Origin of the sequence: Kitasatospora sp. SUK 42 (genome assembly GCF_015776785.2) — a bacterium.
Lineage (GTDB): Bacteria > Actinomycetota > Actinomycetes > Streptomycetales > Streptomycetaceae > Kitasatospora.
The window spans coordinates 677,815-701,741 of sequence record NZ_LFMD02000005.1 but is presented as its reverse complement, the minus strand read 5'-3'; the positions used below and the strand labels follow the sequence as shown (position 1 = coordinate 701,741).

The following is a 23,927-nucleotide window of genomic DNA, read 5'->3' as shown; positions in this document are numbered from 1 at the left end:
CACGATCATCCTCATCACCCACAACGCCATCGAAGCGGAACAGGTGATCGAGCGCGTCGGAATCCTCAAGGAGGGGCGGCTCGTCGCGCTGGGCGCCCCCGCCGAACTGAAGTCCTCCCTCCGCTCCCAGGTTCGTCTGTCGATCACGCTCGACGACACGCAGATCCACGGGCTGCCCGACTACGTCCGCGTGGAGTCCGAGCACCACGGCAAGGTCGTGGCCTTCGTCGACTCCGTCGACCTGGCCCACCTGACCAAGGACGTGGATCTCAGCCGGTTCCCCGAGTTCACGATGCACACAGCGACCCTGGAAGACGTGTATGTCAGCTACGCGTGACGAGAGACTCGGGCTGGGCTTCCTCGGACAGGTCTGGGACCTGTTCCGGATCCAGCTCACCAACTGGCGGTGGTCCTGGCCCCAGATGGTGCTCACCGGCATGCTCGCCCCCCTGGTCAGCATCGCCGCCCTGGGGCTCTTCGCCCGCAACTCCGGCCATGCCGCGACCGAGTACGTCCTGACCGGCAGCGTCACCATGGCCATCCTGTTCGAGACCCAGAACAAGATCGCCAGCAACTTCGCGTTCATGCGCGGAAACGGCGCCTTCGAGTACTACGCCGCCCTGCCCGTCCGGCGAGAGGCCCTCATCCTGGCCACGCTCGCGGCGTTCTCCCTCCTGTCGCTGCCCGCCGTCACGGTCACCCTGCTGCTCGGTACCTCCCTGCTCGACGTCCCGATCACCCCCTCGCCGCTGGCCCCGCTGTGTCTCCTCCTCGCCCTGCTCCCCTCCGCCGGGCTGGGAGCCTTCATCGGCAGCAGATCAGGAACCATCGAACAGGCCTCCTCGCTCAGCCTGGCCACCACGCTCCTCATGATGGCCGCGGGCCCGGTGGCGGTCCCACCGGACATGCTCCCCGGCGCGCTGATCTGGATCGGCGACCTCAATCCCGCGGTGTACGCGGCCGCCGGCCTGCGCCATTCCCTCACAGCCCCCGACGCCTCCCGGGCCCTCGCCGACATGGCGGTGCTCGCAGTCTTCGCCGGCGCGGTCTGGGCCCTGACCAGCACACGCATGCACTGGCGTGCCCGCCACGGGCGCCGCACCTCGTGACACGGACAGCAACCACTCATCATGAAGGGGACCACGTCCATGACCGAGCAGGAGTTCATCGCAGTCCTCGCGCCCCTGGTCGAGGAGATCACCGGGAACGTCTTCTCCCTGGACCAACTCGACATCACCTTCGGAGATCTGGACATCGACTCCCTCAACCAGATCGAGATCATCAGCCGGGTCGAGGACGAGTTCGACTGCCGGTTGGAGGACGGCGTCCTACGGACGATCCGCACCCCCCGCGGGCTGCTGGAGCACATCTCGAAGACCATCAGCCCCGCATGACCGGACGCCACCCCGTCGACCGGCCACGGTCACTGGCATGGCTCGCGTGGTGGGCGGCGGCCCACGCCGGCCTGCTGCTCGTCCTCGTCGCCTTCCGCTGGGACGAACCACTGAGCTCCGGGCTCTGCTCCTGGACGAGCACCGGTGCGTTCCGCACCCGGCTGCTCGAAGCGCTGACCTCGTGGGGCAACCCGTGGCCGGTCACCATCATCGCCGTCGGGTCCGCATGCCTCGCACTGGCCCGACGGAACGTCCCAGCCGCCGCCGTTCTCCTGGTCGTACCGTACGCCGCCACGGTGAGCTGCAACCTGGTCAAGGACTGGGCCGAACGGCAACGGCCGTCCCTGGGGTGCGCCTCGATGCACGCCGACGGTTTCGGCTTCCCCAGCGGACACGCGGTCGGCGTGACGACCGGGTTCCTGCTGGCCGCGCTCTACCTCAGTGCCCGGACGCCGCCGGCCGTGTCCACACTGATCCTGCTCGCGGCCGGACTGAGTGCCGAACTCGTCGCGTGGAGCAGGGTCTTCCTCGGCGTGCACTTCAGCGTCGACGTGCTCGCCGGGCAGCTCCTGGGTGCCGGGTGGCTGGCCGTCGCCGCGCTCCTGCTCCACCGCCGGCCGACCCGCCGTTCGCGACGACAGGTCCGTCTGCCACCACCGAACTCCGCGGACGAGCCCGTGGCATGATGGCGTCATGCCGTTCAACCACAATGATCATTACCACGACCTCTTACTCCGCGAAATTCCCGCGTCATGCCGAAGGGCCCTTGAAGTCGGGTGCGGAACCGGCGGATTCGCGCAGAAACTGGCCCGCCTGGGAATCGAGGTCGACGCCATCGACGCGGACGGCGACGTCATAGCCGCAGCGCGAGGTCGGAATTCCCTCCTCGATCCATCCGGGCGCATTCACTTCGAGCAGGCGGACATCACACGCCTGGCCCTGCCGCCGAACACGTACGACTACATCGCCTGCCTGGCAAGCATCCACCACGTGCCTTTCGAGACGGTACGAAAGCTGCGGGCGTCACTGACCCCGAACGGCGTCCTGGTGATCCTCGGCTGCTACCGGGAAGCGACGCTCCGGGATCACGCCGTAGGCCTTCTGGCCGTTCCGGTGAACGCCGCCTGGCGCATCGCGGTGTTCTTCCGCGAGAAGACCCGGCCGGACCGCCACACCACCCCTGACGATCGACTTCCCCCCGCTCCCGTGACGCCCCCTTCGATGTCACTGCCGGAGATCCGGGAGGCCAGCGCTGACATTCTTCCAGGACGGCGCATTCAGCGACTTCTCTTCTGGAGGTACCTTCTGGTTTTCCACAACGCGGGGAGCGGGGCAGGGAAATGAACAACCGCTTGACCGCCGGAATTTCCCAGCCTCCCGAACGGTACGCGCTGGGGGCCACCTGCGTCGCGTTCGACGACACGGGACGCGTCCTCGTGACACGCCGCCGCTCCCCCGAACGCTGGGAGCTACCCGGCGGCCTGGTGAACCCCGGCGAGGATTTCCATGCGGCCGCCGTCCGGGAGACCTACGAGGAAACCGGGGTCCATGTCGAGGTACGCGGCCTGGTAGGCGTCTACCAGCATTCGAGCAGGGGAATTCTCGCGGGCATCTTCATCGCGACAGCCGTATCAGGAGAACCTCACCCGACAGCCGAGGCCAGCGTCGCCGAGTGGGCGGAGGTGGAGGACGCCCTCACGCGACTGCACCCCCTCTATCGCCCGCGACTGGAGGACGCCCTCACGGCCACGAGGTCCGTGACGTTCCGCGTTCATGAAGGAACGGAGGCGCTGTCACTCCTCAGGGCCGCAGACGTCTGACGCGAGCGCGCCGCCGGCGGCGCGGGTTCGCGAGCCGTCGCGGGCACGCGTGATCCGGTCGGAGGGCGTGCAGCGTGGCAACCCGGCGGTCCTGATCAGCCGCCGCTAGGGTCGCCGATGTCCCGGAAGGTCTCCGGCCCGCCGGCGCCGGTGGTCCGGCAGCGCCGCCTTCCGACCGCCATCGCATCCGCTGCGGAGGTTCCATGAGCGCTTCGGCCACCGCTGCGCGGCGTGCGCGGTCACGACTCCAGCAGGGCGGCACGCTGCTGCGATGGCTGTTCACCACGGACCACAAGGTGATCGGAAACCTCTACCTGGCGACGGCCTTCGGCTTCTTCCTGGTGGGCGGCCTCATGGCGCTGCTGATGCGCACTCAACTGATGGGCCCCGACACCGGCTTCCTGTCGAACCAGCAGTACAACCAGATGTTCACCATGCACGGCACCATCATGCTGCTGCTGTTCGCCACTCCGACGTTCGCCGGTTTCGCCAACGCGATCATGCCACTGCAGATCGGGGCACCGGACGTCGCGTTCCCCCGGCTGAACGCCTTCACCTACTGGGCGTTCCTGCTGGGCGGACTGATGGTGCTGAGCGGCTTCCTCACCTCGACGGGCGCTCCCGCGTTCGGCTGGTTCGCGTACGCGCCGCTGAACGGTCAGGTGTTCTCGCCCGGCGCGGGCGGTGACCTGTGGGCGCTCGGCCTGGTCGTGGCCGGGCTCGGCACGATCCTCGGCTCGGTCAACTTCATCACCACGATCACCTGCCTGCGGGCGCCGGGCATGACCCTGTTCCGGATGCCGATCTTCACGTGGAACGTGCTGTTCACGTCGATCATGGTGCTGCTGGCCTTCCCGGTGCTGACGGCGGCCCTGTTGCTGCTGGAGGCGGACCGGAAGTTCGGCGCCCACGTCTTCGACGCCGCGAACGGCGGGGCACTGCTGTGGCAGCACCTCTTCTGGTTCTTCGGCCACCCGGAGGTCTACATCGTCGCGGTGCCCTTCTTCGGCATCGTCAGCGAGATCATCCCGGTCTTCAGCCGCAAACCGATGTTCGGCTACTACGGGATGATCGGCGCGACGATCGCCATCACCTCGCTCTCGATGTCGGTGTGGGCTCACCACATGTTCGCCACCGGCCAGGTGCTGCTGCCGTTCTTCTCGATGATGTCGTTCCTCATCGCGGTGCCCACCGGCGTGAAGTTCTTCAACTGGATCGGGACGATGTGGAACGGCTCGCTGTCCTTCGAGACGCCGATGCTCTGGTCGGTCGGGTTCCTGGCGACCTTCCTGTTCGGCGGACTGAGCGGGGTGCTGCTGGCGGCGCCGCCGATCGACTTCCACGTCACCGACAGCTACTTCGTCGTGGCGCACCTCCACTACGTCCTGTTCGGGACCGTGGTGTTCGCGACGTTCGGGGGCTTCTACTTCTGGTGGCCGAAGCTGACGGGGAAGATGCTCGACGAGCGGCTCGGGAAGGTGCACTTCTGGATCCTGTTCGTGGGGTTCCAGGCCACCTTCCTGGTGATGCACTGGCTGGGCGCCCAGGGGATGCCGCGCCGCTACGCGACGTACCTGGAGGTGGACGGCTTCACCTCGCTCAACGTGGTCGCCTCGTGCGGTGCGTTCATGCTCGGGGTCTCCAACCTGCCGTTCTTCTACAACGTCTGGGTCACCACCCGGCACGGCGTCCGGGTCGGCCAGGACGATCCATGGGGCTGGGGGCGGTCGCTGGAGTGGGCGACGTCCTGCCCTCCGCCGCAGCACAACTTCCAGGTGCTGCCGCGGATCCGCTCCGAGTCGCCGGCCTTCGACCTGCACCACCCGGAGGTCCCGTCCGAGGACGGCGGGGGCGCTCGGCCGTCCGCCGGCGAGTGGAAGCCAGGGAGCGCCCGATGAAGGCCGAGGGGTGGCTGTTCTCCATCATGGCGGCGTTCTTCGCCGTGGTCGGGCTCGTCTACGGGTTCTGGGCCAGGGAGCCCGCCGGCAAGACGATCCTGACGGTGGGGTTCCTGATGTCCGGGCTGATCGCCCTGTTCTGGTTCGTCCAGCACCAGCGCCGGGGCCGCGGCAGGGCGCAGGACCGCAAGGACTCCGAGATCGCGGAAACCGCCGGGCCGGTCGGGTTCTTCCCGGCCCGCAGCGGCTACCCGGTTCTCGCGGCGGTGGGCGTGACGGTCTTCGCGCTGGGCGTGGCGTTCGCCCTGTGGCTGGTCGTCGTCGGCGCCCTGGTCCTCGCGCTGGCCGTGTTCGGGTTCATCTTCCAGTACCGCGACGACGACGGCGCGTGATCCCGCGCAGCACTCGGCGAAGAGGGCCGGCCCCGACCGGCCGGGGCGTCCGTTCGACCGGGGTACGCGGGTGCTGCGGGGCGGTGAGGATGGCCGCGACCCGCTCCGACTCCTGCTCGGAGGCGGGCAGTTCGACCCGGTCGCGGTAGAACCAGGAGCTCGCCGCGGCCCGCGCCCGCTCCCGGCGCGGCGCCCCGGCCGGGGCGGGCGGTGGCGTCGGCGCGTCGCGCACCAGCATCACCTGGCGCTCGGCGGGACGGACGGGTCGGCGGTGGCCCTCGAAGCCGCCCTCGATGGACTGGTCGATCCGGCCGGTCTCGTCGCCGTCCAGGAGCCGGGAACGGTCCCTGGCCTGGAGGGCCAGGCAGAACCGGCGGGTGAGCATGAACGAGACGGGCGGCAGGGCGATCAGGGCCGCACGCAGCACGTCGGTGAGCGTGTTGACGGAGACCCCGAACTCGAACGCGATCACGTCGTTGCCGCCCGCGACGAGCAGCACGGCGTAGAACACCACTCCGGCGACCCCCAGCGCGGTGCGGGTGGGCTTGTTGCGCGGCCGGTCGCACAGGTGGTGCTCACCCGGATCGGGGTCGAGCCACCGCTCGACGAAGGGGTAGGCGTACAGCAGCGCGAACATCAGCCCGGGCAGCACCACCGCGGGGAGGAGGACGTTCCACGACAGCGTGTGCCCCAGCAGCCGGGTCTCCACCGCGGGCATGAGCCGCAGGGCGCCCTCGATGAAGCCGATGTACCAGTCGGGCTGAGCGCCCGCCCCGGCGACGTCGGGCCGGTAGGAGCCGTAGCGCCAGATCGGGTTGATCTCCGCGAGGAAGGCGGACAGCGTCATGACGCCGCCCACCGCGAACATCAGGCCCACGCTGCGGCCCATGAACTGCGGGAAGAAGGGCATGCCGACCACGTTCCGGTTGGTGCGCCCGGGCCCGGCCCACTGCGTGTGCTTCAGCACCACGACGAGGGTCAGGTGCGCCCCGATCAGGGCGAGCAGCAGACCGGGCACCAGGAGGATGTGCACGGTGAACAGCCGGGGGACGACCACGTGCCCGGGGAACTCGCCGCCGAAGGCGAAGAACGTGAGGTAGCTGCCGAGCAGCGGCACCGACAGCAGGACGCCCTCGGCGATCCGCAGCCCGGTGCCCGAGAGGGTGTCGTCCGGCAGCGAGTAGCCGGAGAACCCTTCGAGCAGCGCGAGGTTGAACAGCGTCACCCCGATGACCCAGTTGAGTTCGCGCGGGCGGCGGAAGGCACCGGTGAAGAACACCCGCAGCAGGTGCACGCTGATCGCCGAGACGAACAGCAGAGCCGACCAGTGGTGGATCTGGCGGACCATCAGACCGCCGCGGACGTCGAAGCTGATGTCCAGCGTCGACGCGTAGGCCCCGGACAGCCGCACACCGCGCAGCGGCAGGTACGAACCGTCGTAGACGACCTCGCTCATGCTCGGCCGGAAGAAGAAGGTCAGGTAGACGCCGGTCAGCAGCAGGACGACGAAGCTGTACAGCGCGAGCTCGCCCAGCAGAAACGACCAGTGGTCCGGGAACACCTTGCGCAGCATTTCCCGGCCCGCCTCCGTGACCGGCAGCCGCCCGTCCAGGGCGGCGGTGGCGCGCTCCCCCGCCGACGGCTTGCTCGTGACCTTGGTTGGCTCCACGCGAGGCAACGTAGTGCGAGGTCCCGCGCGCGGGGCGGCCGAGCGCTGCGGCTCCGCCGCCGAACGGCGGCAGAACACTCCAACGGCGCAATGCGCCGTCCCGTCACGGGGGCGGTGGGGCCATCCCTCCGGCCCTGCGGCCACTCACACCAGCAGGAGACCGCCGCACCTCTGGGCACCGTCCTTCATCGCGATGAGGTTCGCCGCGACGTACGAGATGTTGTTCCGTGAGTGCCATTCGGTCGGGAAGTAGGTGACCAGCCGGGAACTCTGGAACCGGGCCCGGATCTCCGGGACGAAGGCCCGGTACTGGTTGTCCGTGTAGTACCAGAAGGAGTTCTCGTTGTAGAAGGCGACATGGGTCGGGTCCTGGTACGCGCCCCGGCCGTCGGAGCTGGGCGTCATGGTGAGGAGCATCCCGCCGGGGGCCAGCAGCCGGTACAGCTCGTTGATCAGCGGGACCTTCTCGGGCACGTGCTCCAGGAAGTCCACCGCCCGGAGCACGCCGACCGAGTCCTCCGGGAGGTCCAGGCGCCCCGGCAGGGTCGCGACGAGGTCGACGCCGTCTCCGGGGTGCCGGTCCACCCCCAGGTAGCCGGGAGGCTTGCGGTGCGCAGCGCCGAGGTCCACGGCGAGCAGGCCGCGGCGCCTCGTCCAGGCCAGCGCGTTGGCCTCGATGTACTTGTCGTACAGAGCGACGGTCTCACGCTGGATGTGCGCGTTGACCTCCGTGTCCCGCTGCGTGTTCCCCGGGTGCATCCGCTGGAGGTACAGGCAGCGTGGGACGTGGTGGAAGTCCCCGGCCTGGAAGAGACGGCACATCAGGTCCTGGTCGTCGAGCACGGTGCGCGTGGCGTCGTACCCGCCCACCTGCTCGTAGACGCTCCTGCGGAACGCCCGCACGTGGTTGGGCGCGTACCAGATGTAGGAGACGTTGTGCGGTGTCGGCGCCATCGCGAGCACCTGTAGCAGCCGTCGGCCGTCGACCTCCGCCTCCTCGTACCGCCAGCCGTGATCCTCGTTGAAGCGCGAGTCGTCCCGGCCGCCGTCCTCGGTGATCTGGGCGGTGTGGCTGTAGACGAACACCGCTTCGGGGTGGTTGTCGAAGGCCGTCGCCAGCTCCGCCAGGCAGTCGCCGGCCAGCAGGTCGTCGTGGTCGAGCTCGACGAGGATCTCGCCCCTCGCCAGCTCGCAGGCCCGGCGCTTCGCCGCCCCGACGCCCCTGATCCCGTCGTTGACCTCCACTCTGATGCGGTCATCGGGGTGCTCGGGCCGCCACCGCGCGCCGCTGTTGAGCACCACGATCCACTCCCAGTCCGAACGGCTCTGCGCCTTGAGCGTCGCGAGGCACTCGTCGAGGAAGCGCGGCTGGTGGCTCGGGGTGAAGACGGAGAACCTGGGTGTGGCGAGCGACGTCATCGGTTGGCACCTGCCTGAGCGGCTGTCGGTTCGGAGGTCGGATCCGTGCGCGCGGAATCCCGGAACTCCTCCGGGACGAGGGACCGTAGCGACGGGTCGAGCTGGACGGCGGTACGGAAGGACGACTCGGCCTCAGCACGGCGCCCCTGCTTCGCCAGGTCGAATCCGAGGTTCAGATGTGCGCCGGCGGCTTTCGGGTCCGCGGCGACGATCCCCCGCAGGATCGAGACGGCCTGGTCGGTATCGCCCGGGCCGAGCAGGATCGCCTTGTTGAAGAGCGCCGGCTGATAGGCGGGATCGGTCTTCAGAGCACTGTCGTAGGCGGTGAGGGCCTCGGCGGAGCGGTTGTTCTGCTGGGCGACGACACCGAGGTTGTACCACGCCAGCTTGTTGCCGGGATCCAGCCCCAGCACTTGGCGGAAGGTGCTCTCCGCCCGGTCGTAGTTCTTCAACTCGCCCTGCTTGATCCCTTCCTGGAGCATCAGCTCCACACGCGAGGGAACACCGGGAGAGGACCTCGCCCGCCCCGCATCCGACGAGACCGTGCGAGTGGAATCGGCTGCGGCCAGGTGGATCCAGCCCGCCACCGCTGCGGCGGCCGCCACGACGGCGAAGCCCTTCCACAACCATCTTCGTTTCACAGAACCTCCGTCTCGCCGATCCAATGGGTGCAGCTCACTCGGCCCGTAGAAGGCGGAGCCGAGTGAGCCGGGTGGTGGTCCGCGGACGAAGGTCCGGGCACCACCGATTTCTCATGGGAGGAATCTCGACTCGGAACGCTGTCGAGGGAGAACCCGGTGAGCGCCTCAGGGCGTGCACACCACGTACACGGTGACCTCGGTGGCGAGGGTGGTGACCTGCCACCCGACGGGCGGCGAACCCCCGACCGGGACACTGGACGTGATATCGGCGGAAAGCCCCTGGAAGCCACCACCGACCGCGTGGAAACCGTTGGGGCAGGTCGCCGTGGCGGTACCGACGGCGCTGGCCGTGACGACCACGCTCTGCGCTCCGACGGTCGGCCCCTGGAAGCCCTGCGGACCCTGGGCACCGGCGGTACCTTGTGCGCCCGTGGCGCCCTGGGCACCGGTGGCGCCCTGCGTGCCCGTGGCACCCTGAGCGCCAGTGGCACCCTGCGTGCCCGTCGCACCCTGAGCACCCGTATCGCCCTGCGCGCCCGTCGCACCCTGTGTACCCGTCGCACCCTGCGCGCCCGTAGCGCCTTGTGTGCCTGTGGCGCCCTGAGTACCTGTTGCACCTTGGGCACCCGTAGCACCCTGAGCACCAGTGGCACCCTGCGTGCCATTCGCACCCGTCGCACCCTGGGCACCTGTCGCGCCTTGTGTGCCCGTGGCACCCTGCGTGCCCGTAGCGCCTTGTGTGCCAGCCGCACCCGTCGCACCTTGCGTGCCCTTCGCACCCTGAGCACCAGTGGCGCCCTGCGTGCCCTTCGCACCCTGGCTGCCTTGGACACCCTGAGCGCCATGAACGCCCGTGGCGCCCTGCGTACCTTGCGGGCCCTTCGGCCCCTGCGCGCCCTGCGAACCTTGCGGCCCCTGAGGACCCTGAGGCCCCTGTGTGCCGGGGTGGTGCGATCCCCCGCCCCCTCCGCCCCAGGGGTCTCCGCCCGAGTCGGTCGGCCCTCCCAGGCGGTACCCGAGGTCGGAGCTCACAGCGCCGTTCGGGCCCGGGACGTTCGCGTGGTCGGTGCTGACGGAGCGTGCGATCGCGTCGGCCAGAGCCGCCGTGGTCGGTGCCAGATTGACGGTCGCGGCGAGCGCCACGGTTGTCGACAGCATGGTCATGGATCTGACACGCGATCTTCGAAGCGAGTTCTTCTTCATGGACGGAATCCTCCTGAAAGGCCGTGCATGAACACCGTCATGCAGAGGGACCTGTGGATGTGCAGGGGTGTGCCGCGACGGTCGTCGGGCGGAATCAGTATGTTTCCGGCGCCGTCCGCACCCCGCCGAGCTCCTCACTCGCCTGCCGAATATCACCCACCCGGCCCCCGCCCGGCCGACGAGGTGTCAACTCCGTTATGCGGTAGAGGAACAGCGCACACCGCTCCCGACGATCCGCGCCGCAGGGGTCACGTCCGGAAGAGCGCGACCTTGAGGGCTCCGGTGTCGGCCGCGTCGGCGAACACGTCGTACGCCTCCGGCATCCGGTCGAGGCCGAAGCGGTGGGTGACCAGCCCGGCGACGTCGAGCCGGCCGGCGGCCAGCAGGTCGAGCAGCAGCGGGGTGCTGTCGGTGTCGACCAGCCCGGTGGTGATGGTGACGTTGCGGATCCAGAGGTCCTCCAGGTGCAGCACGGCCGGTCTGCCGTGCACGCCCACGTTGGCGACCCGGCCGCCGGGGCGCACCAGGCGGGTGCACAGTTCGAAGGTCTCGGGGACGCCGACCGCCTCGATGGCGACGTCCACTCCGAGGCCGTCCCGGCTCAGCTCGCGGACGGCCTCCGGAGTCGCCTCGGCCGGGGTCAGCGCCGTGGACGCGCCGAAGCGCTCGGCGGCGGCGAGGCGGGTCCGGGCGAGGTCGACGGCGATGATGCGGGACGGACTGTGGAGCCGGGCGGTGAGGATCGCGGCGAGCCCGATCGGCCCGGCGCCGACGATCGCGACGGTGTCCCCCGGGCCGACCCGCCCGTTGCGGACGCCGACCTCGTACGAGGTGGGCAGGATGTCGGCGAGCAGCAGCGCGTCCTCGTCGGCGACGCCCTCGGGCAGCCGGTACAGGGAGGTGTCCGCGAAGGGGGTGCGGACGTACTCGGCCTGGCAGCCGTCGATCAGGTGGCCGAGGATCCAGCCGCCACCGCCGGTGCACTGCCCGTAGCTCGCAGCCCGACAGTAGGAGCAGCGGCCGCAGGCGGAGATGCAGGAGACCAGGACGCGGTCGCCGGCCGTGACGGTGCGCACGCCGGGGCCGGTCCCGGTGACGGTGCCGACGGCCTCGTGGCCGAGGATGCGGCCCTGTCCGACCTCGGGAACGTCGCCCTTGAGGATGTGCAGGTCGGTGCCGCAGATCGTGACCGCGTCGACCCGGACGACGGCGTCCTCCGGGTCGCGGACGACCGGGTCGGGGACGTCGCCCCAGGTGCGGCGGCCGGGTCCGTGGTAGGTGAGCGCCTTCATGCCGCGATCACTCCTCCGGGAGTGGCGGAGCCGGGCCGGTTCCGCTCGCTCTTCCAGCCTCCGCCCCGGTACGACGCACCGCGACGCCCCGCGAGGGCCGACCGGCCTCTGCCCGGCCCGCCCTTCGGTGGTCCCATGGAGGTACGGACGGCCGGGGCGCGCCCCGGCCCGGCACCGACCCAGGGAGGACGGCATGAAAGCCGCCGTGGGAGACCGCATCATCGTCGAGGGCACCCGCCCGGGCGCGGCCCGCCGGGACGGCGAGATCGTCGGCCTGCACCACCCGGACGGCAGCCCGCCGTACGACGTGCGCTGGTCCGACAGCGACCGGGTGACCGAGTACTTCCCCGGCCCGGACGACCGGATCCAGCAGCACCGGCACGAGGGGCCGCCGGTACACCCGCACCTGTTCGCCGACTGACGGGCCGCTGCCGGGTGCCGGCAACGCACCTGGCCGGAGGAGCCGCTGTCGGCTCCTCCGGCCAGGTGGTGATCTCAGGCGCTCATGCGCCGGTGCTGAAGCGGTTCGTCAGACGCGCTCCTCGTGGGTACCCCACTCGTGCTTGCCCGGCTCGCACGGCTCCGGCGGGCACGGCTTCGGCGGGCACTTCTTGTCCTTGACGGTGATCTCCACGCACGGGCAGTCCTTGGTCAGCTCGACCTTGGTCACCGCGTGCTTCGGCAGCTGGTAGCCGTCCGGTGCCGAGACCTCCTGCCAGTAGTAGGTGCCCAGCGGCAGGTCGGTCGCGGAGCAGACACCGTCCGCCCCGGTGGTGCAGGGAGCACCCACCTCGGTGTCCGGGTTCGACCCGGAGGTCTGAAGACCGGGGACGCCGTTGGTCTCGCGCCACAGCTGGAACACCGCACCCGCCAGCGGCTGTCCGGTCTCGGCGTCGACCTTCGTCACGCTGGTCGAACCGGTCTGGGTGCTCTTCTTGCTGTCCTTCACGGTGACCGGGACGTTCTGCCCGTTGGTGGAGAGGACCACCGTCGTCACCGAGGGCTGCGGCAGCTCGTAGCCGGGGGGCGCCGAGACCTCCTGCCAGTAGTAGATGCCCAGCGGCAGGCCGGCCGCCGAGCAGACACCGTCCGCCCCGGTGGTGCAGGGAGCACCCACCTTGGTGTCCGGGTTCGCCCCGGAGGTCTGAAGACCGGGAACACCGTTGGTCTCGTGCCACAGCTGGAACACGGCGCCGGCCAGCGGCTGTCCGGTCTCGGCGTCGACCTTGGTCACGCTGGTCGAACCGGTCGGAACGGTCGACAGGGTGTCGGAAACGGTGATCGGGACGTTCTGCCCGTTGGTGGAGAGGACCACCGTCGTCACCGAGGGCTGCGGCAGGTCGTAACCGGGAGGCGCCGAAACCTCCTGCCAGTAGTACGTACCCAGCGGGAGGTCGGCCGCCGAGCAGACACCGTCCGCCCCGGTGGTGCAGGGAGCACCCACCTTGGTGTCCGGGTTCGACCCGGAGGTCTGGAGCCCCGGAACGCCGTTGGTCTCACGCCACAGCTGGAACACCGCACCCGCCAGCGGACGGCCGGTGACGGAGTCCACCTTGGTGACGCTGGTCGAACCGGTCGGAGCGGCGGACTTGGTGTCCTTCACGGTGACCGGGACGTTCTGCCCGTTGGTGGAGAGGACCACCGTCGTCACCGCGGGCTGCGGCAGCTCGTAGCCGGGGGGCGCCGTGGTCTCCTCCCAGTAGTACGTGCCCAGCGGCAGGTTGTCCGCGGAGCAGACGCCCGTGTCGGGGGTGACGCACGGAGAACCGATGGCCGTGTCAGGGTTGGGTCCGCCGGTCTGGAGCCCGGGGACGCCGTTGGTCTCGTGCCACAGCTGGAAGACGGCGCCCGCCAGGGGCTGGCCGGTGACGGAGTCGACCTTCGTCACGCTGGTCGAACCGGTCGGAGCGACGGACTTGGTGTCCTTCACGGTGACCGGGATGTCCTGCCCGTTGGTGTCGAGGACCACCGTCGTCACCGAGGACTGCGGCAGGTCGTAACCGGGGGGCGCCGCGGTCTCCTGCCAGTAGTACGTACCCAGCGGCAGGCCGGTGGCGGAGCAGACGCCCGTGGCGGGGGTGATGCACGGGGAGCCGACGGCCGTGTCCGGGTTCGACCCCGAGGTCTGGAGCCCGGGAACGCCGTTGGTCTCGCGCCACAGCTGGAAGGTCGCGCCCGCCAGCGGCTGCCCGGTGACGGAGTCGACCTTGGTCACGCTGGTGGAACCGGTCGGAGCGACGGTTTTGGTGTCGGCGACGGTGACCGCGACGGTCTGCCCGTTGGTGTCCAGTACGACGGTGGTCACGTTGAGCTCGGGCAGGTCGTAACCGTCGGGTGCGGACACCTCCTGCCAGTAGTAGGTGCCCAGCGGGAGGTCGGCCGCCGAGCAGACGCCCGTGGCGGGGGTGATGCACGGGGAACCGACGGCCGTGTCCGGGTTCGACCCGGTGGTCTGAAGGCCGGGAACGCCGTTGGTCTCGCGCCACAGCTGGAAGGTCGCGCCCGCCAGCGGCTGCCCGGTGGCCGAGTCGACCTTGGTCACGCTGGTCGAAGCGGTCGGGGCGGCGGTCTGGGTGTCGGCCACGGTGACCGCGACGGTCTGCCCGTTGGTGTCCAGTACGACGGTGGTCACGTTGAGCTCGGGCAGGTCGTAGCCGGGGGGCGCCGCGGTCTCCTGCCAGTAGTACGTGCCCAGCGGGAGGTCCGTCGCGGAGCAGACACCGTTGGCGGGGGTGACGCAGGGAGCACCGACGGCGGTGTCCGGGTTCCGCCCGGTGGTCTGGAGCCCGGGGACGCCGTTGGTCTCGCGCCACAGCTGGAAGGTCGCGCCCGCCAGGGGCTGGTTCGTGGCGGAGTCGACCTTCGTCACGCTGGTGGACCCCGTCTCGACGACCGGGGATTTGGTGTCGGGGACGGTGACCGGGACGTTCTGCCCGTTCGTGTCGAGTACGACGGTCGTCACCGCGGGCCGTGGCAGGTCGTAGCCGGGCGGAGCCTGTGTCTCCTGCCAGTAGTAGGTGCCCAGCGGGAGATCGGTCGTGGAGCAGACGCCGTCGGCCCCGGTGGTGCAGGGAGCGCCCACCTCGGTGTCCGGGTTCGTCCCCGAGGTCTGGAGGCCGGGGACGCCGTTGGTCTCACGCCACAGCTGGAAGACGGCGCCGGCCAGCGGCTGCCCGGTGACGGAGTCCACCTTGGTCACGCTGGTCGAGCCGGTGGGGGCCGGGGGGTTGCCGCAGTCCGGGAGGTCGCCGTCGAAGGGGTAGGCGTGGAACTCCGTCCCGGTCATTCCCGAGCCGGAGTTGTGCAGCAGCGAGCCGGTGGTGAAGAACCGTCCGTTCAGGCCGGGCAGGTTCATGGTGGCGGTGCTGGCCGGGTTGCCGACCAGCACGCTGCCCTGGAACTGGCCCGACCCCGTGAGGGTCACGGTCGACGCGGTCGGGAAGTTCCACAGGAGGCGCTCGCGCAGCTGGTTCCAGGGATCGGTGTCCTCAAGGCTGCCGCTGTAGGTGTTGATGGTGCGGGCGCCGCCCACGAGGTTGACGAGGATCGTCGCGTTCGCGGGGATGTTGGCGAACGCGATGCCCTGCGCGCCACCGGTGGTCCCGGCGATGTCGAAGTCGACGTTGAAGACCTGCAACGCGGAGGTGCCGTCACCGGTGAACAGGGTCTGGTACCCCTGGTTGACGGCGGTTCCGGTGGCGGGGCGGGGCACGCCGATCCCGGCGTAGCACTCGCTCGCCGACTGCAGTTCGCTGCGCAGCGGCCGGTAGGCGGCCACGGCCTGCGCGTCCTGGATCGTCGTACCGGTGATGTTGCCCGAGGCCGTGCCCGCGTAGCGCACGACGCCCCCGTCGGCCAGGAGCGTCTGCCCCCGGGCGATGGTGACGTTGCCTCCGGCGGTCAGGAAGTCCGCGCCGTCCGGCGGGGGGACCCGCGAGCCGACACCGACGATGCCGATGTTGTAGACGGAGCTGGCTCCGGCGGCCTTGTTCTGGCTGAAGTTGCCGAGGGTCACCACGTGTCCCTCGGCCTCGGCGGCCGAGCCGCTGACGTTGAAGTCGCCGCCGACGAAGATGTTCACACCGGCGTCGCGGCCCGCGAAGGGGCCGTTGTTGACCGGGGGGAACGTCGCCGGGCAGTCCGCGCCCAGGCACGGTCCGAGACCGCCCGGAAGACCGGCCGCCTCCGCGGCCGTCGGTGCGATGAGCGACATGCCGAAGGGTGCGAGCGTCAAGGCCAGGGCGGAACTCATCGCCCTGCCGAGTCTGCGTCTCCAGGTGACGGCGGTCACCGGATTCTGACTGGGCTTCACCTCAGTCCTTTCACCACGTGAAGACAATGGAGCCCTCGAAGTCTTCCGGCCGAAGGACCGAGCGCATGTGACCGAACGCTGATGTCATCTGATCACTGCGTGTGGAACACCCGATCGGCTGCACCCGGCGGCCCGTGGACGGTCCGGGGTGGCTCAGGCGCAGCTCAGGCGCAGCTCAGGCGCAGCTCAGGGCTGGTTCGGGCCGGGTCCGGGGCCCGGCGCCGGTCCGCCGAATGCGGTATCGGCCGAGAGGGGGCAGGGTGGAGGGGACGCGGGCCCGTTCGGACCAACGACGTGCCCCGCGAAACGGCCGTCGACCGAAGGAGGCGCCATGCGCACCCGGAAGATCCACCGTCGCGTCCTGGCGCTGGCCGCCGCCACCCTCACCATCCTGCCGGCCGCCGCGCTCACCTCCCCCGCCGGGGCGGCGACGAGCAGCGCCCCGCCGGAGCGCTTCGTGGACCTGCCCGAGAGCCCGCTGCCGACCGACCACGGGAATCAGATGATCACCGTCACGTACCGCAACGACTCCTCGACGGCGCGGACGGTCGCCCCGCAGATCCTCGTCACGTCGCCCGACCAGGGCCCCTTCCTCGACCCGGCGGACATCCGGCTCGAACTGCTGGCGGCCGACGGTCACTGGCAGACCACGCCGGTCTACAGCCAGACCGGCACCCTGTACACCAAGCTCACCACGGCGAAGATCCTCCTCCAGGGCCACCACACCCTCACCCAGCACTACCGGCTGACCGTGCTCGAACCCTCCCAGGGGTCGATCGAGCCCCGGGTGGGCATCTACGCCGACCCGGCCTGACGCACCCGCGACGGCCTCAGGGGCCAATCGCCTTACGGCAGTTGCACCTGCGGGAAGGTGCCCGCCGGGGTCCCGGCGAGGGCGCCGTCCAGGGCGTCGCGCCAGATCGGGCCCGCCAGGGTGCCGCCGAAGGCCTGGCCCACCACCGACCCGCCGATGCGCTGGCCGTCCAGCGGCTTCGGGTTGTCGGAGTCGCTGACGACGGTCGCGCCCGCCATCTCGGGGGTGTAGCCGACGAACCACACCTGGCGGCTCCCGTCGGTGGTGCCCGTCTTGCCCGCGCTGTCCCGGTCGGTGAGCCCGGCCGGCTGGCCCGTGCCGTCCTCCACCACGCCCTTGAGCATCGCGGTGACGGTGTCGGCGGTGGTCGGCGACATCGCGGCGGAGCAGTTCGCCTGCGGGACGGCCAGCGACTTGCCGTCGGGGCCGGTCACCGAGGTGATGGCGGTCGGCGCGCAGTAGGTGCCGTGGGCGGCGAAGGCCGCGTAGACGCCCGCCATCTCCAGCGGCGTGAGGTCGTTGCTGCCGAGCGTCATCGACGGGACGACCTGGAGCTTCTCTCCGCCCGCCTGCTCGGTGATGCCGAGCTTGTTGGTCATCTGCGCGACGTTGCACAGCCCGGTGTCGGCCTCCAGCTTCGCGAAGTAGGTGTTGACCGACTGCGCCATGGCCGCCTTCATGGAGAACTGGCCGGTCAGGCTCTGGCTGTCGTTGTGCACCTGCCCGGACGAGGGGAACCGGCCGCCCGAGCAGTCCGTCATCGCCGGCCACGGCATGCTGTAGTCGGTGGTGTAGCTCTGACCGGCCGGGATCCCGTTCTCCAGGGCCGCCGCCGCGACGATCGGCTTGAACGTCGAGCCGGTCGGGAAGCCGATCCCGCCGCCCATGGCCTTGCCGACGTTGTAGTTGATCTGCGTCTGGTGCTGCTTGTCGTCGACGCCGTACGGGCGGCTCTGGCCCATCGCGAGGATCCTGCCGGTGCCCGGCTGGACGATGCTCATCGCGGTGGCCGCCTGGTCCCCGGCGTTCACGTGGCCGGTGACCGAGGCGTACAGCGAGGCCTGCGCCTTGGGGTCCAGCGTGGTGTGGATCTGCAGCCCACCGCGCTTCCACACCGCCTTCCGGTCCGCCGCCGACTTCCCGAAGGCCGGATCGGTGAGCACCACGTTGCGCACGTAGTCGCAGAAGAAGCCCTCCCCCTGCTTGGCCAGGATGCAACCCTGTTGCGGCGTCTGGACGTTCAGACCGAGCGGGCTCTCGATGGCCTCGCGCGCCTGGTCCTGGGTGATGTGCCCGTACTCGGCCATCTTGCGCAGGACCGTGTCGCGCCGGTCCTTGGCCGCGGTCGGGTTGACCGTCGGGTCGTAGCCGGTGGGCGACTGCACCAGACCGGCCAGCAGCGCCGCCTGCGGCAGGGTGAGGTCCTTGGCGTGCACGCCGAAGTAGCGCCGGGCGGCCGCCTCGACGCCGTAGGACTGCTCGCCGAAGAAGGTGATGTTCAGGTAGTTGGTGAGGATCTGGTCCTTGCTCAGGGTCTCCTCGACCTTGATCGCGTACTTCAGCTCCTGGACCTTGCGGCCGACCGTCTGCCGCTGCGCCTCCGCCACCTTCTGCGGGTCGTCGCCCGCCTCCTCGACGAAGACGTTCTTCACGTACTGCTGCGTCAGCGTGGACGCCCCCTGCGCGGTGGTGCCCGAGGAGGCGTTCTCGTCCAGGGCGCGCAGCACGCCCTTGAGGTCGATCGCGCCGTGCTCGTAGAAGCGGTTGTCCTCGATGTCCACCAGGGCCGTCTTCACCAGCGGGGAGATCTGGTCCGCCGGGACGACGGTGCGGTCGCGGTCGTACACGGTGGCGATCGTGCCGCCCTGTGCGTCGAGGATCGTGGTGGCCTGCGACAGCGGCGGCGTCCTGAAGTCGTCCGGCAGGTCCTGGAAGCCGTCCGCCACCGACCGGGCACCGAGCCCGACCGCCGCCACCGCCGGCAGGGCTATCCCCGCCGCCACGACCCCGGCGATCACGCTCACCCCGATCAGCCGCGACCCGTGCCGCAGCTTCCGTCCACCCGTCGCCACCTGCTGCTCTGCCATGGCACGCGACCCTACGTGCACGTCATGAAGAACTCCTTGGAAGTCCCGCACCGTACTGTCACAGCCCTGTGACAGTACGGCCGTGGCCGGCTCAGCCGCCGTAGCGGCGCTGTCTGGCGGCGAAGCTGCGGACGGCCCGCAGGAAGTCGACCTCGCGGAAGGCGGGCCAGTAGGCCTCGCAGAAGTAGAGCTCGGAGTAGGCGCTCTGCCAGAGCAGGAAGTTGGAGAGCCGCTGTTCGCCGCTGGTGCGGATGACGAGGTCGGGGTCGGGCAGGCCCGCGGTGTAGAGGTACGGGGCGAGGTCGTCGACGGTCAGGGTGTCGGCGACCTCGGTCAGTGACGCGCCGGCCTCGGCCCGCGCGTACATCAGGTCGCGCATGGCGTCGACGACCTCCTGGCGGCCGCCGTAGCCGACGGCCAGGGTGACGTGGGCGCCGGTGGTGCAGCCGCGGGTGACCTCGACGGCCTCCTTGAGGGCGCCGGCGGTGCTCTCGGGCAGGACCTCGGGCATCCCGGCCAGGTGGACCCGCCAGCGGGCGTCGGGGCGGGCGAGGCGGTCGGTGACGACCTGCTCGATCAGCCCCATCAGGTAGGCGACCTCGGCGTCGTCGCGGCGCTGGAGGTTCTCCGTCGAGCAGACGAAGACCGTCACGTGGTCGATCCCGAGCGCCTCGCACCAGGAGAGCACCTCCTCAACGTGCTCGGCGCCCGCCTTGTGGCCGAGGCTCGGGTTGGCCATGCCCATCCGCCGGGCCCAGCGGCGGTTGCCGTCCATGATCAGCCCGACGTGCCGGGGCAGTGGGCCCGCCGCGACCTCGCGGCGCAGGCGGCGGGTGTACAGGGAGTAGAGGGAGCGGGGCAGTTCGGGCATGAGCACCGTCCAAGTGGTCGGGGCGGCCCGCCGGACGGGCTCTAGTGAGCCGACGGCAGGCCGCGCAGGTCGCGGAGGGTGGCCGCGCACACCGCGGTCAGCAGCAGGAGGCCCACGCCGATGCCGGCGCCGAGCGGGTGGAGGCCGGTGCCGGTGACCGAGCCGCCGAGGAGGGTGGCGCCGCCGGTGGCGCTGGCGCCGGCGAGCGTCCAGACGCCGGCCCGCAGGCGGCCGGTGCCCGGCGGCACCACGGCGTCCGCGCCGACGCCGGTGAAGATCCGGGGGATCTGGATCGAGCCGAGGCCCAGGGCGATCCACCAGGCGGCGAGCACGGCGGTGCGCAGGGTCGGCGGCGAGGCGTCCGCGTCAACGCCACTGTGCACCAGGACGACCACGGCGGTGCCCAGGGCGGTCGGTCCGGCGAGGCGGCGCACGGCCCAGCTCAGCAGCGTGATCGCAGCGCCGGGGGTGGGCCGGGGCAGGGGTGCGACCAGGGCGATGCCGAGCAGCAGCAGGACGGTGCAGCCGTGCATGACCGTCTCCCGGACGCCCTCGGCGGGCAGCGGGCCGGCCTGTTCGGCGGCCAGGTGGCCGAGGAACCAGGCGGCGAGGGCGACGGTGATGCCCATGGTGGCCACCCTCCGTTGGCGCTGCGCCGGGGAGTCGGCGGGCCAGACCGCCGGGTGCAGCCACATGTCCACGACGCCGACGACCAGGTTGGGCCAGGACTTCCAGCCGGTTCCCCGGGCCTCGTCCTCGACCATCGCTCCCCAGCGTTCCCGGAAGGCGTCCGGGTAGAGCCGCACCAGGCTCCTGACGACGATGCTCACGCGGGGTTCACCCCCAGGCTCCGCAGTCCCGCGTCGGCGACCCGGGCCATGGCGCGCAACTCGCGTTCCAGCACCTCCCGGCCGAGGGGTGTCAGCCGCACCGGGCGCTGGCGGCCCTGTCCGTCGAGCGGTTCGATCAGCTGCTTCGACTCCAGCCTGGCGAGGGCGCCGTAGAGGCTGCCGGGCCCCAGCCGCTCCCCGGTCAGCTCCTCGATCGCCGTGTTGACGGCGTATCCGTGCAGCGGCCCGTCCGCGAGTGCGCAGAGCACCAGCGTCTGGGCGTCGTTGGCTTGCATCCTGCCCCTTCCGGTTCGACGCGAAGCACCATACTACGCATCGCGAACTACGCTCCACGTACTATCCGCCGGGGCGGACCGCGCCGGACCCCGCCGCGCCGGTCCGACCGGTGACGTCAGGGACGAAGGCTGCGCCGACCGGCGGAGCGGAGACGGGAAGGGGAGGCGGAGAGTGGCCGCGACGACGGCGGGCGTGATCCGGGGCGAGGGCCTGTGCACGGACGAACGGTTCGACCACTGGCGGGAGTTGGCGCGCAGGACCCGGGCCGGCGAGGTGGCCGGCGCCCACGCCGGGAACGGCGAACAGTAGACGCAACGCCGAGGAAGCGTGGACGCATTGCCAACACCGCCGGGCGGCGTCCTGGCATCCTGACGTGCGGCCCGGCACGCCACGGGGGAGCGTGCCGGGCCCTGTCCTCCGTCAGGCCTTCAGTGCCCCTCGGCCCGCGCCCTGGTCCAGGCGGCCTCGCGCAGCAGCCGCAGGCCGTTGAGGCCGACGATGACGGTGGAGCCCTCGTGGCCGAGCACGCCGAGCGGCAGGGGCAGGGTGGCGACCAGGTCCCAGACCACCAGCGCGGAGATGAACACCGAGGCGATCACCAGGTTCTGCACCACCAGGGAGCGGGCCCGGCGGGAGAGCGCCACCACGGCGGGGACGGTGGCGAGTTCGTCGCGGACGATGACCGCGTCGGCGGTCTCCAGGGCGAGGTCGGAGCCGGCCCGGCCCATGGCGACACCGGTGTGGGCGGCCGCGAGCGCGGGGGCGTCGTTGACGCCGTCGCCGACCACCAGCACCTTCCGGCCGGCGCGCTCGTGCTCCCTGACGGCGGCGACCTTGTCCTGGGGCAGCAGCCCGGCGCGGACGTCGGTGATGCCGACCTCGCCGGCCAGGCGGTCGGCGGCCCGCGGGTTGTCGCCGGTGAGCAGCATCGGCGCCGCGCCCGTCAGGGCGGTGAGCGCGGCGACGGTGGCGGCGGCGTCCGGGCGCAGGCGGTCCGCGATGCCGAGGACGCCGACCGGGACGCCGTCGACGAGGACGAGGACGGCGGTGCGCCCGTCCCGCTCCAGCTCGGTGACCACCTCGGCGGCGGGGCTCCCGGAGCCTGCCGGCAGCCGGGCGGGGGCGCCGACCGTGACGGCGCGGCCGTCCACGGTGGCGGTGACGCCGACGCCCGGGGCGGAGGAGAAGTCCCCCGCCGCGGCGAGGGTGAGGCCACGGGTGCGGGCGGCGTCCACGACGGCGCGGGCCAGCGGGTGCTCGCTGGGGTGCTCGGCCGCGGCGGCGAGCGCCAGCAGTTCCTCCTCGGTGAGGCCGGAGCCGGGCAGGGGGCGCAGGTCGGTGACCCTGGGGGTGCCCTCGGTGAGGGTGCCGGTCTTGTCCAGCGCGGCCGCGTCGACCTGGCCGAGGCGCTCCATGACGACGGCGGACTTCACCAGCACACCGTGCCGGCCGGCGTTGGCGATCGCGGACAGCAGCGGCGGCATGGTGGCCAGGACCACCGCGCACGGCGAGGCGACGATCATGAAGGTCATCGCCCGCAGCAGCGAGCCGGTGAAGGCCGCGCCGAGGGCCAGCGGGACGGCGAAGACCGTGAGGGTGGCGATCACCATGCCGATCGAGTAGCGCTGCTCGACCTTCTCGATGAACAGCTGGGTGGGCGCCTTGGTCTCGGAGGCCTCCTCGACCAGCTTCACGATCCGGGCGATCACCGAGTCGGAGGCGTCCCGCTCGACCTTCACCCGCAGGGCGCCGGTGCCGTTGAGGGTGCCGGCGAAGACCTCGTCGCCGGGCCCCTTGGCGACCGGCAGCGGCTCGCCGGTGATGGTGGCCTGGTCCACCTCGCTCGCGCCGTCCAGGACCCGGCCGTCGGCGCCGATCCGCTCGCCGGGCCGGACCAGGACGGTGTCGCCGACGGAGAGCCGCTCGGTCGGCACCGTCTCCTCGGTGCCGTCGTCCAGCAGCCGGGTGGCCGTGGCGGGCGCGAGGTCGAGCAGCCCGCGCACCGAGTCGGCGGTCCGGGCGGTGGCCAGGGACTCCAGCGCGCCGGTGGTGGAGAAGATGACGATCAGCAGGGCGCCGTCCATCACCTGCCCGACCGCCGCCGCCCCGAGCGCGGCCACGATCATCAGCAGGTCGACGTCGAGGGTCTTCTCCCTCAGCGCCTGAAGGCCCGCCCAGGCCGGCTCCCAGCCCCCGACCGCGTACGCGAGGGCGTACAGCGGGCCCCAGGCCCAGGCCGGGGTGCCGGTCAGCTGCAGCGGCAGCGCGATCAGGAACAGCACCGTCGCGACGGCGGCCCACCGGGCCTCGGGCAGGGAGAGCACCCGGGTGCGCCGTCGTGGGGCGGCGCCGGCGGGCTCGGTGGCCGAGCCGGGGGCGGGGCGCTCGATCAGGGTGGAGGACATGGCAAACGAGACCCTTCGGGCCGGATGCGGGCAGGACTTTGACGACTCCTCCCACCATACAGGAACACATGAACATCCATTCATGTATGGGTTGTAGTATTGGCCGCATGGGTCATGGAGCCGCTCCCGCGAAGAACGCCGTCCCGCGCACACCCCTGGACGCCGCCGGCGCCGCCCGGGTGGCGACCACGCTGCAGGCCCTGGCCACCCCGTCCCGGCTGCTGATCCTCTCCCGCCTGCGCGAAGGCCCCTGCGCCGCCACCGAACTGGCCAACGAGGTCGGCATGGAGCAGTCCGCCTGCTCCCACCAGTTGCGGCTGCTGCGCAACCTCGGCCTGGTGACGGGCGAGCGCCGGGGCCGCTCGGTGGTGTACGCGCTGTACGACAACCACGTCGCCGAACTCCTCGACCAGGCCGTCTACCACATCGAGCACCTGCGGCTCGGCCTCAGCGACGCCGACGACACCGCGGACGACGACCGCGCCAACGATGCGGCTGCCCTCACCGCCCCCTGACCTGCGGCTCGCCCCGTCTCTCGTCTCCCGACTCCTCCCGCCCCCGAGGACCGGCCGGGCCCGGCGAC

The 23,927-nt window shown here is 71.1% G+C and carries 23 protein-coding genes and 1 pseudogene; 13 read left to right on the top strand and 11 right to left on the bottom strand.

Annotated elements, in window-relative coordinates; all coding sequences use genetic code 11:
* From RZ50_RS21580 to RZ50_RS21545, 8 genes and pseudogenes are all read left to right on the top strand, one after another.
* Positions 1-337, top strand: a pseudogene (locus tag RZ50_RS21580) (ABC transporter ATP-binding protein); the annotation flags it as partial.
* Positions 321-1,109: an ABC transporter permease gene (locus RZ50_RS21575; RefSeq protein WP_196951591.1), complete on the top strand. Its 789-nt coding sequence runs from the start codon at positions 321-323 to the stop codon at positions 1,107-1,109. The pseudogene RZ50_RS21580 and the gene RZ50_RS21575, both read left to right, overlap by 17 nt.
* 39 nt (positions 1,110-1,148) lie before the next feature.
* The gene (locus tag RZ50_RS21570) at positions 1,149-1,394 is read left to right on the top strand and encodes an acyl carrier protein (protein ID WP_196951590.1); all 246 of its coding nucleotides are present in this window, start codon (positions 1,149-1,151) and stop codon (positions 1,392-1,394) included.
* Positions 1,391-2,080, top strand: a complete 690-nt coding sequence (locus tag RZ50_RS21565) for a phosphatase PAP2 family protein (protein ID WP_196951589.1) — start codon at positions 1,391-1,393, stop codon at positions 2,078-2,080. Before RZ50_RS21570 ends, RZ50_RS21565 begins: the two co-directional genes overlap by 4 nt.
* 7 nt (positions 2,081-2,087) lie before the next feature.
* Entirely contained in the window at positions 2,088-2,738 is a 651-nt protein-coding gene (locus RZ50_RS21560; RefSeq protein WP_196951588.1) for a bifunctional 2-polyprenyl-6-hydroxyphenol methylase/3-demethylubiquinol 3-O-methyltransferase UbiG, read from the top strand.
* A complete protein-coding gene (locus RZ50_RS21555; protein WP_196951587.1) occupies positions 2,735-3,214 on the top strand; it encodes an NUDIX hydrolase in 480 nt (159 codons plus the stop codon). Before RZ50_RS21560 ends, RZ50_RS21555 begins: the two co-directional genes overlap by 4 nt.
* 203 nt (positions 3,215-3,417) lie before the next feature.
* Positions 3,418-5,112, top strand: a complete 1,695-nt coding sequence (ctaD, locus tag RZ50_RS21550; RefSeq protein WP_196951586.1) for a cytochrome c oxidase subunit I — start codon at positions 3,418-3,420, stop codon at positions 5,110-5,112.
* The gene (locus RZ50_RS21545; protein ID WP_196951585.1) at positions 5,109-5,504 is read left to right on the top strand and encodes a cytochrome c oxidase subunit 4; all 396 of its coding nucleotides are present in this window, start codon (positions 5,109-5,111) and stop codon (positions 5,502-5,504) included. The genes ctaD and RZ50_RS21545 overlap by 4 nt, the downstream gene beginning before the upstream one ends.
* Here RZ50_RS21545 and RZ50_RS21540 read toward each other — a convergent pair.
* The 4 genes from RZ50_RS21540 to RZ50_RS21525 form a co-directional block, all read right to left on the bottom strand.
* Positions 5,470-7,077, bottom strand: a complete 1,608-nt coding sequence (locus RZ50_RS21540; RefSeq protein WP_196951600.1) for a cytochrome bc complex cytochrome b subunit — start codon at positions 7,075-7,077, stop codon at positions 5,470-5,472. The two genes, RZ50_RS21545 and RZ50_RS21540, sit on opposite strands and share 35 nt — an antisense overlap.
* Before the next feature lie 240 nt (positions 7,078-7,317).
* Positions 7,318-8,592: a glycosyltransferase gene (locus RZ50_RS21535; protein ID WP_196951584.1), complete on the bottom strand. Its 1,275-nt coding sequence runs from the start codon at positions 8,590-8,592 to the stop codon at positions 7,318-7,320.
* Positions 8,589-9,197: a tetratricopeptide repeat protein gene (locus tag RZ50_RS21530; protein ID WP_196951583.1), complete on the bottom strand. Its 609-nt coding sequence runs from the start codon at positions 9,195-9,197 to the stop codon at positions 8,589-8,591. Before RZ50_RS21530 ends, RZ50_RS21535 begins: the two co-directional genes overlap by 4 nt.
* Before the next feature lie 201 nt (positions 9,198-9,398).
* Positions 9,399-9,593, bottom strand: coding sequence for a hypothetical protein (locus RZ50_RS21525; RefSeq protein WP_217680705.1), 195 nt, complete (start codon positions 9,591-9,593; stop codon positions 9,399-9,401).
* Between the two features lie 706 nt (positions 9,594-10,299).
* Between RZ50_RS21525 and RZ50_RS21520 the strand changes: the two genes are divergently transcribed.
* Entirely contained in the window at positions 10,300-10,467 is a 168-nt protein-coding gene (locus RZ50_RS21520) for a hypothetical protein (protein ID WP_217680703.1), read from the top strand.
* A gap of 217 nt (positions 10,468-10,684) precedes the next feature.
* On the opposite strand, the gene RZ50_RS21515 is transcribed toward RZ50_RS21520, so the two are convergent.
* Positions 10,685-11,728 carry a zinc-dependent alcohol dehydrogenase family protein gene (locus RZ50_RS21515; RefSeq protein ID WP_196951581.1) on the bottom strand — a complete coding sequence of 348 codons (1,044 nt, stop codon included), beginning with the start codon at positions 11,726-11,728 and terminating at the stop codon, positions 10,685-10,687.
* A gap of 193 nt (positions 11,729-11,921) precedes the next feature.
* Here RZ50_RS21515 and RZ50_RS21510 point away from each other — a divergent pair, with 193 nt between their 5' ends.
* The gene (locus RZ50_RS21510; protein WP_196951580.1) at positions 11,922-12,149 is read left to right on the top strand and encodes a DUF1918 domain-containing protein; all 228 of its coding nucleotides are present in this window, start codon (positions 11,922-11,924) and stop codon (positions 12,147-12,149) included.
* 108 nt (positions 12,150-12,257) lie between these two features.
* Here the strand turns inward: RZ50_RS21510 and RZ50_RS21505 are convergent, their stop codons facing one another.
* Positions 12,258-15,980 (bottom strand): SpaA isopeptide-forming pilin-related protein, encoded by a 3,723-nt coding sequence (locus tag RZ50_RS21505; RefSeq protein WP_217680701.1) that lies wholly within the window; start codon positions 15,978-15,980, stop codon positions 12,258-12,260.
* A gap of 391 nt (positions 15,981-16,371) precedes the next feature.
* On the opposite strand from RZ50_RS21505, the gene RZ50_RS21500 reads away from it, so the two are divergent.
* Positions 16,372-16,854 carry a hypothetical protein gene (locus tag RZ50_RS21500; RefSeq protein WP_196951578.1) on the top strand — a complete coding sequence of 161 codons (483 nt, stop codon included), beginning with the start codon at positions 16,372-16,374 and terminating at the stop codon, positions 16,852-16,854.
* A 32-nt stretch (positions 16,855-16,886) separates the two neighbouring features.
* Here RZ50_RS21500 and RZ50_RS21495 read toward each other — a convergent pair whose 3' ends face one another.
* From RZ50_RS21495 to RZ50_RS21480, 4 genes are all read right to left on the bottom strand, one after another.
* Positions 16,887-18,941 carry a transglycosylase domain-containing protein gene (locus tag RZ50_RS21495; protein WP_196951577.1) on the bottom strand — a complete coding sequence of 685 codons (2,055 nt, stop codon included), beginning with the start codon at positions 18,939-18,941 and terminating at the stop codon, positions 16,887-16,889.
* A 91-nt stretch (positions 18,942-19,032) separates the two neighbouring features.
* Positions 19,033-19,812: a polyprenyl diphosphate synthase gene (gene uppS, locus RZ50_RS21490; RefSeq protein ID WP_196951576.1), complete on the bottom strand. Its 780-nt coding sequence runs from the start codon at positions 19,810-19,812 to the stop codon at positions 19,033-19,035.
* A gap of 41 nt (positions 19,813-19,853) precedes the next feature.
* The gene (locus tag RZ50_RS21485; protein WP_196951575.1) at positions 19,854-20,642 is read right to left on the bottom strand and encodes a hypothetical protein; all 789 of its coding nucleotides are present in this window, start codon (positions 20,640-20,642) and stop codon (positions 19,854-19,856) included.
* Complete coding sequence (locus RZ50_RS21480; RefSeq protein WP_196951574.1) at positions 20,639-20,938, bottom strand: PadR family transcriptional regulator; 300 nt, start codon at positions 20,936-20,938, stop codon at positions 20,639-20,641. Before RZ50_RS21480 ends, RZ50_RS21485 begins: the two co-directional genes overlap by 4 nt.
* 172 nt (positions 20,939-21,110) lie before the next feature.
* On the opposite strand from RZ50_RS21480, the gene RZ50_RS21475 reads away from it, so the two are divergent.
* Entirely contained in the window at positions 21,111-21,248 is a 138-nt protein-coding gene (locus RZ50_RS21475) for a hypothetical protein (protein WP_196951573.1), read from the top strand.
* Between the two features lie 119 nt (positions 21,249-21,367).
* Here RZ50_RS21475 and RZ50_RS21470 read toward each other — a convergent pair whose 3' ends face one another.
* The gene (locus RZ50_RS21470; protein WP_196951572.1) at positions 21,368-23,344 is read right to left on the bottom strand and encodes a heavy metal translocating P-type ATPase; all 1,977 of its coding nucleotides are present in this window, start codon (positions 23,342-23,344) and stop codon (positions 21,368-21,370) included.
* A gap of 107 nt (positions 23,345-23,451) precedes the next feature.
* On the opposite strand from RZ50_RS21470, the gene RZ50_RS21465 reads away from it, so the two are divergent.
* Positions 23,452-23,859, top strand: a complete 408-nt coding sequence (locus RZ50_RS21465; RefSeq protein ID WP_196951571.1) for a metalloregulator ArsR/SmtB family transcription factor — start codon at positions 23,452-23,454, stop codon at positions 23,857-23,859.
* Positions 23,860-23,927: the final 68 nt, after the last annotated feature.

Coding starts and splice junctions, on each gene's coding strand:
- RZ50_RS21480 (WP_196951574.1), bottom strand. CDS start 20,938: ATGCAAGCCAACGACGCCCAGACGCTGGTGCTCTGCGCACTCGCGGAC.
- RZ50_RS21555 (WP_196951587.1), top strand. CDS start 2,735: ATGAACAACCGCTTGACCGCCGGAATTTCCCAGCCTCCCGAACGGTAC.
- RZ50_RS21540 (WP_196951600.1), bottom strand. CDS start 7,077: ATGCTGCGCAAGGTGTTCCCGGACCACTGGTCGTTTCTGCTGGGCGAG.
- ctaD (WP_196951586.1), top strand. CDS start 3,418: ATGAGCGCTTCGGCCACCGCTGCGCGGCGTGCGCGGTCACGACTCCAG.
- RZ50_RS21505 (WP_217680701.1), bottom strand. CDS start 15,980: ATGAGTTCCGCCCTGGCCTTGACGCTCGCACCCTTCGGCATGTCGCTC.
- RZ50_RS21500 (WP_196951578.1), top strand. CDS start 16,372: ATGCGCACCCGGAAGATCCACCGTCGCGTCCTGGCGCTGGCCGCCGCC.
- RZ50_RS21515 (WP_196951581.1), bottom strand. CDS start 11,728: ATGAAGGCGCTCACCTACCACGGACCCGGCCGCCGCACCTGGGGCGAC.
- RZ50_RS21570 (WP_196951590.1), top strand. CDS start 1,149: ATGACCGAGCAGGAGTTCATCGCAGTCCTCGCGCCCCTGGTCGAGGAG.
- RZ50_RS21560 (WP_196951588.1), top strand. CDS start 2,088: ATGCCGTTCAACCACAATGATCATTACCACGACCTCTTACTCCGCGAA.
- RZ50_RS21545 (WP_196951585.1), top strand. CDS start 5,109: ATGAAGGCCGAGGGGTGGCTGTTCTCCATCATGGCGGCGTTCTTCGCC.
- RZ50_RS21535 (WP_196951584.1), bottom strand. CDS start 8,592: ATGACGTCGCTCGCCACACCCAGGTTCTCCGTCTTCACCCCGAGCCAC.
- RZ50_RS21495 (WP_196951577.1), bottom strand. CDS start 18,941: ATGGCAGAGCAGCAGGTGGCGACGGGTGGACGGAAGCTGCGGCACGGG.
- RZ50_RS21575 (WP_196951591.1), top strand. CDS start 321: ATGTCAGCTACGCGTGACGAGAGACTCGGGCTGGGCTTCCTCGGACAG.
- RZ50_RS21470 (WP_196951572.1), bottom strand. CDS start 23,344: ATGTCCTCCACCCTGATCGAGCGCCCCGCCCCCGGCTCGGCCACCGAG.
- RZ50_RS21465 (WP_196951571.1), top strand. CDS start 23,452: ATGGGTCATGGAGCCGCTCCCGCGAAGAACGCCGTCCCGCGCACACCC.
- uppS (WP_196951576.1), bottom strand. CDS start 19,812: ATGCCCGAACTGCCCCGCTCCCTCTACTCCCTGTACACCCGCCGCCTG.
- RZ50_RS21510 (WP_196951580.1), top strand. CDS start 11,922: ATGAAAGCCGCCGTGGGAGACCGCATCATCGTCGAGGGCACCCGCCCG.
- RZ50_RS21565 (WP_196951589.1), top strand. CDS start 1,391: ATGACCGGACGCCACCCCGTCGACCGGCCACGGTCACTGGCATGGCTC.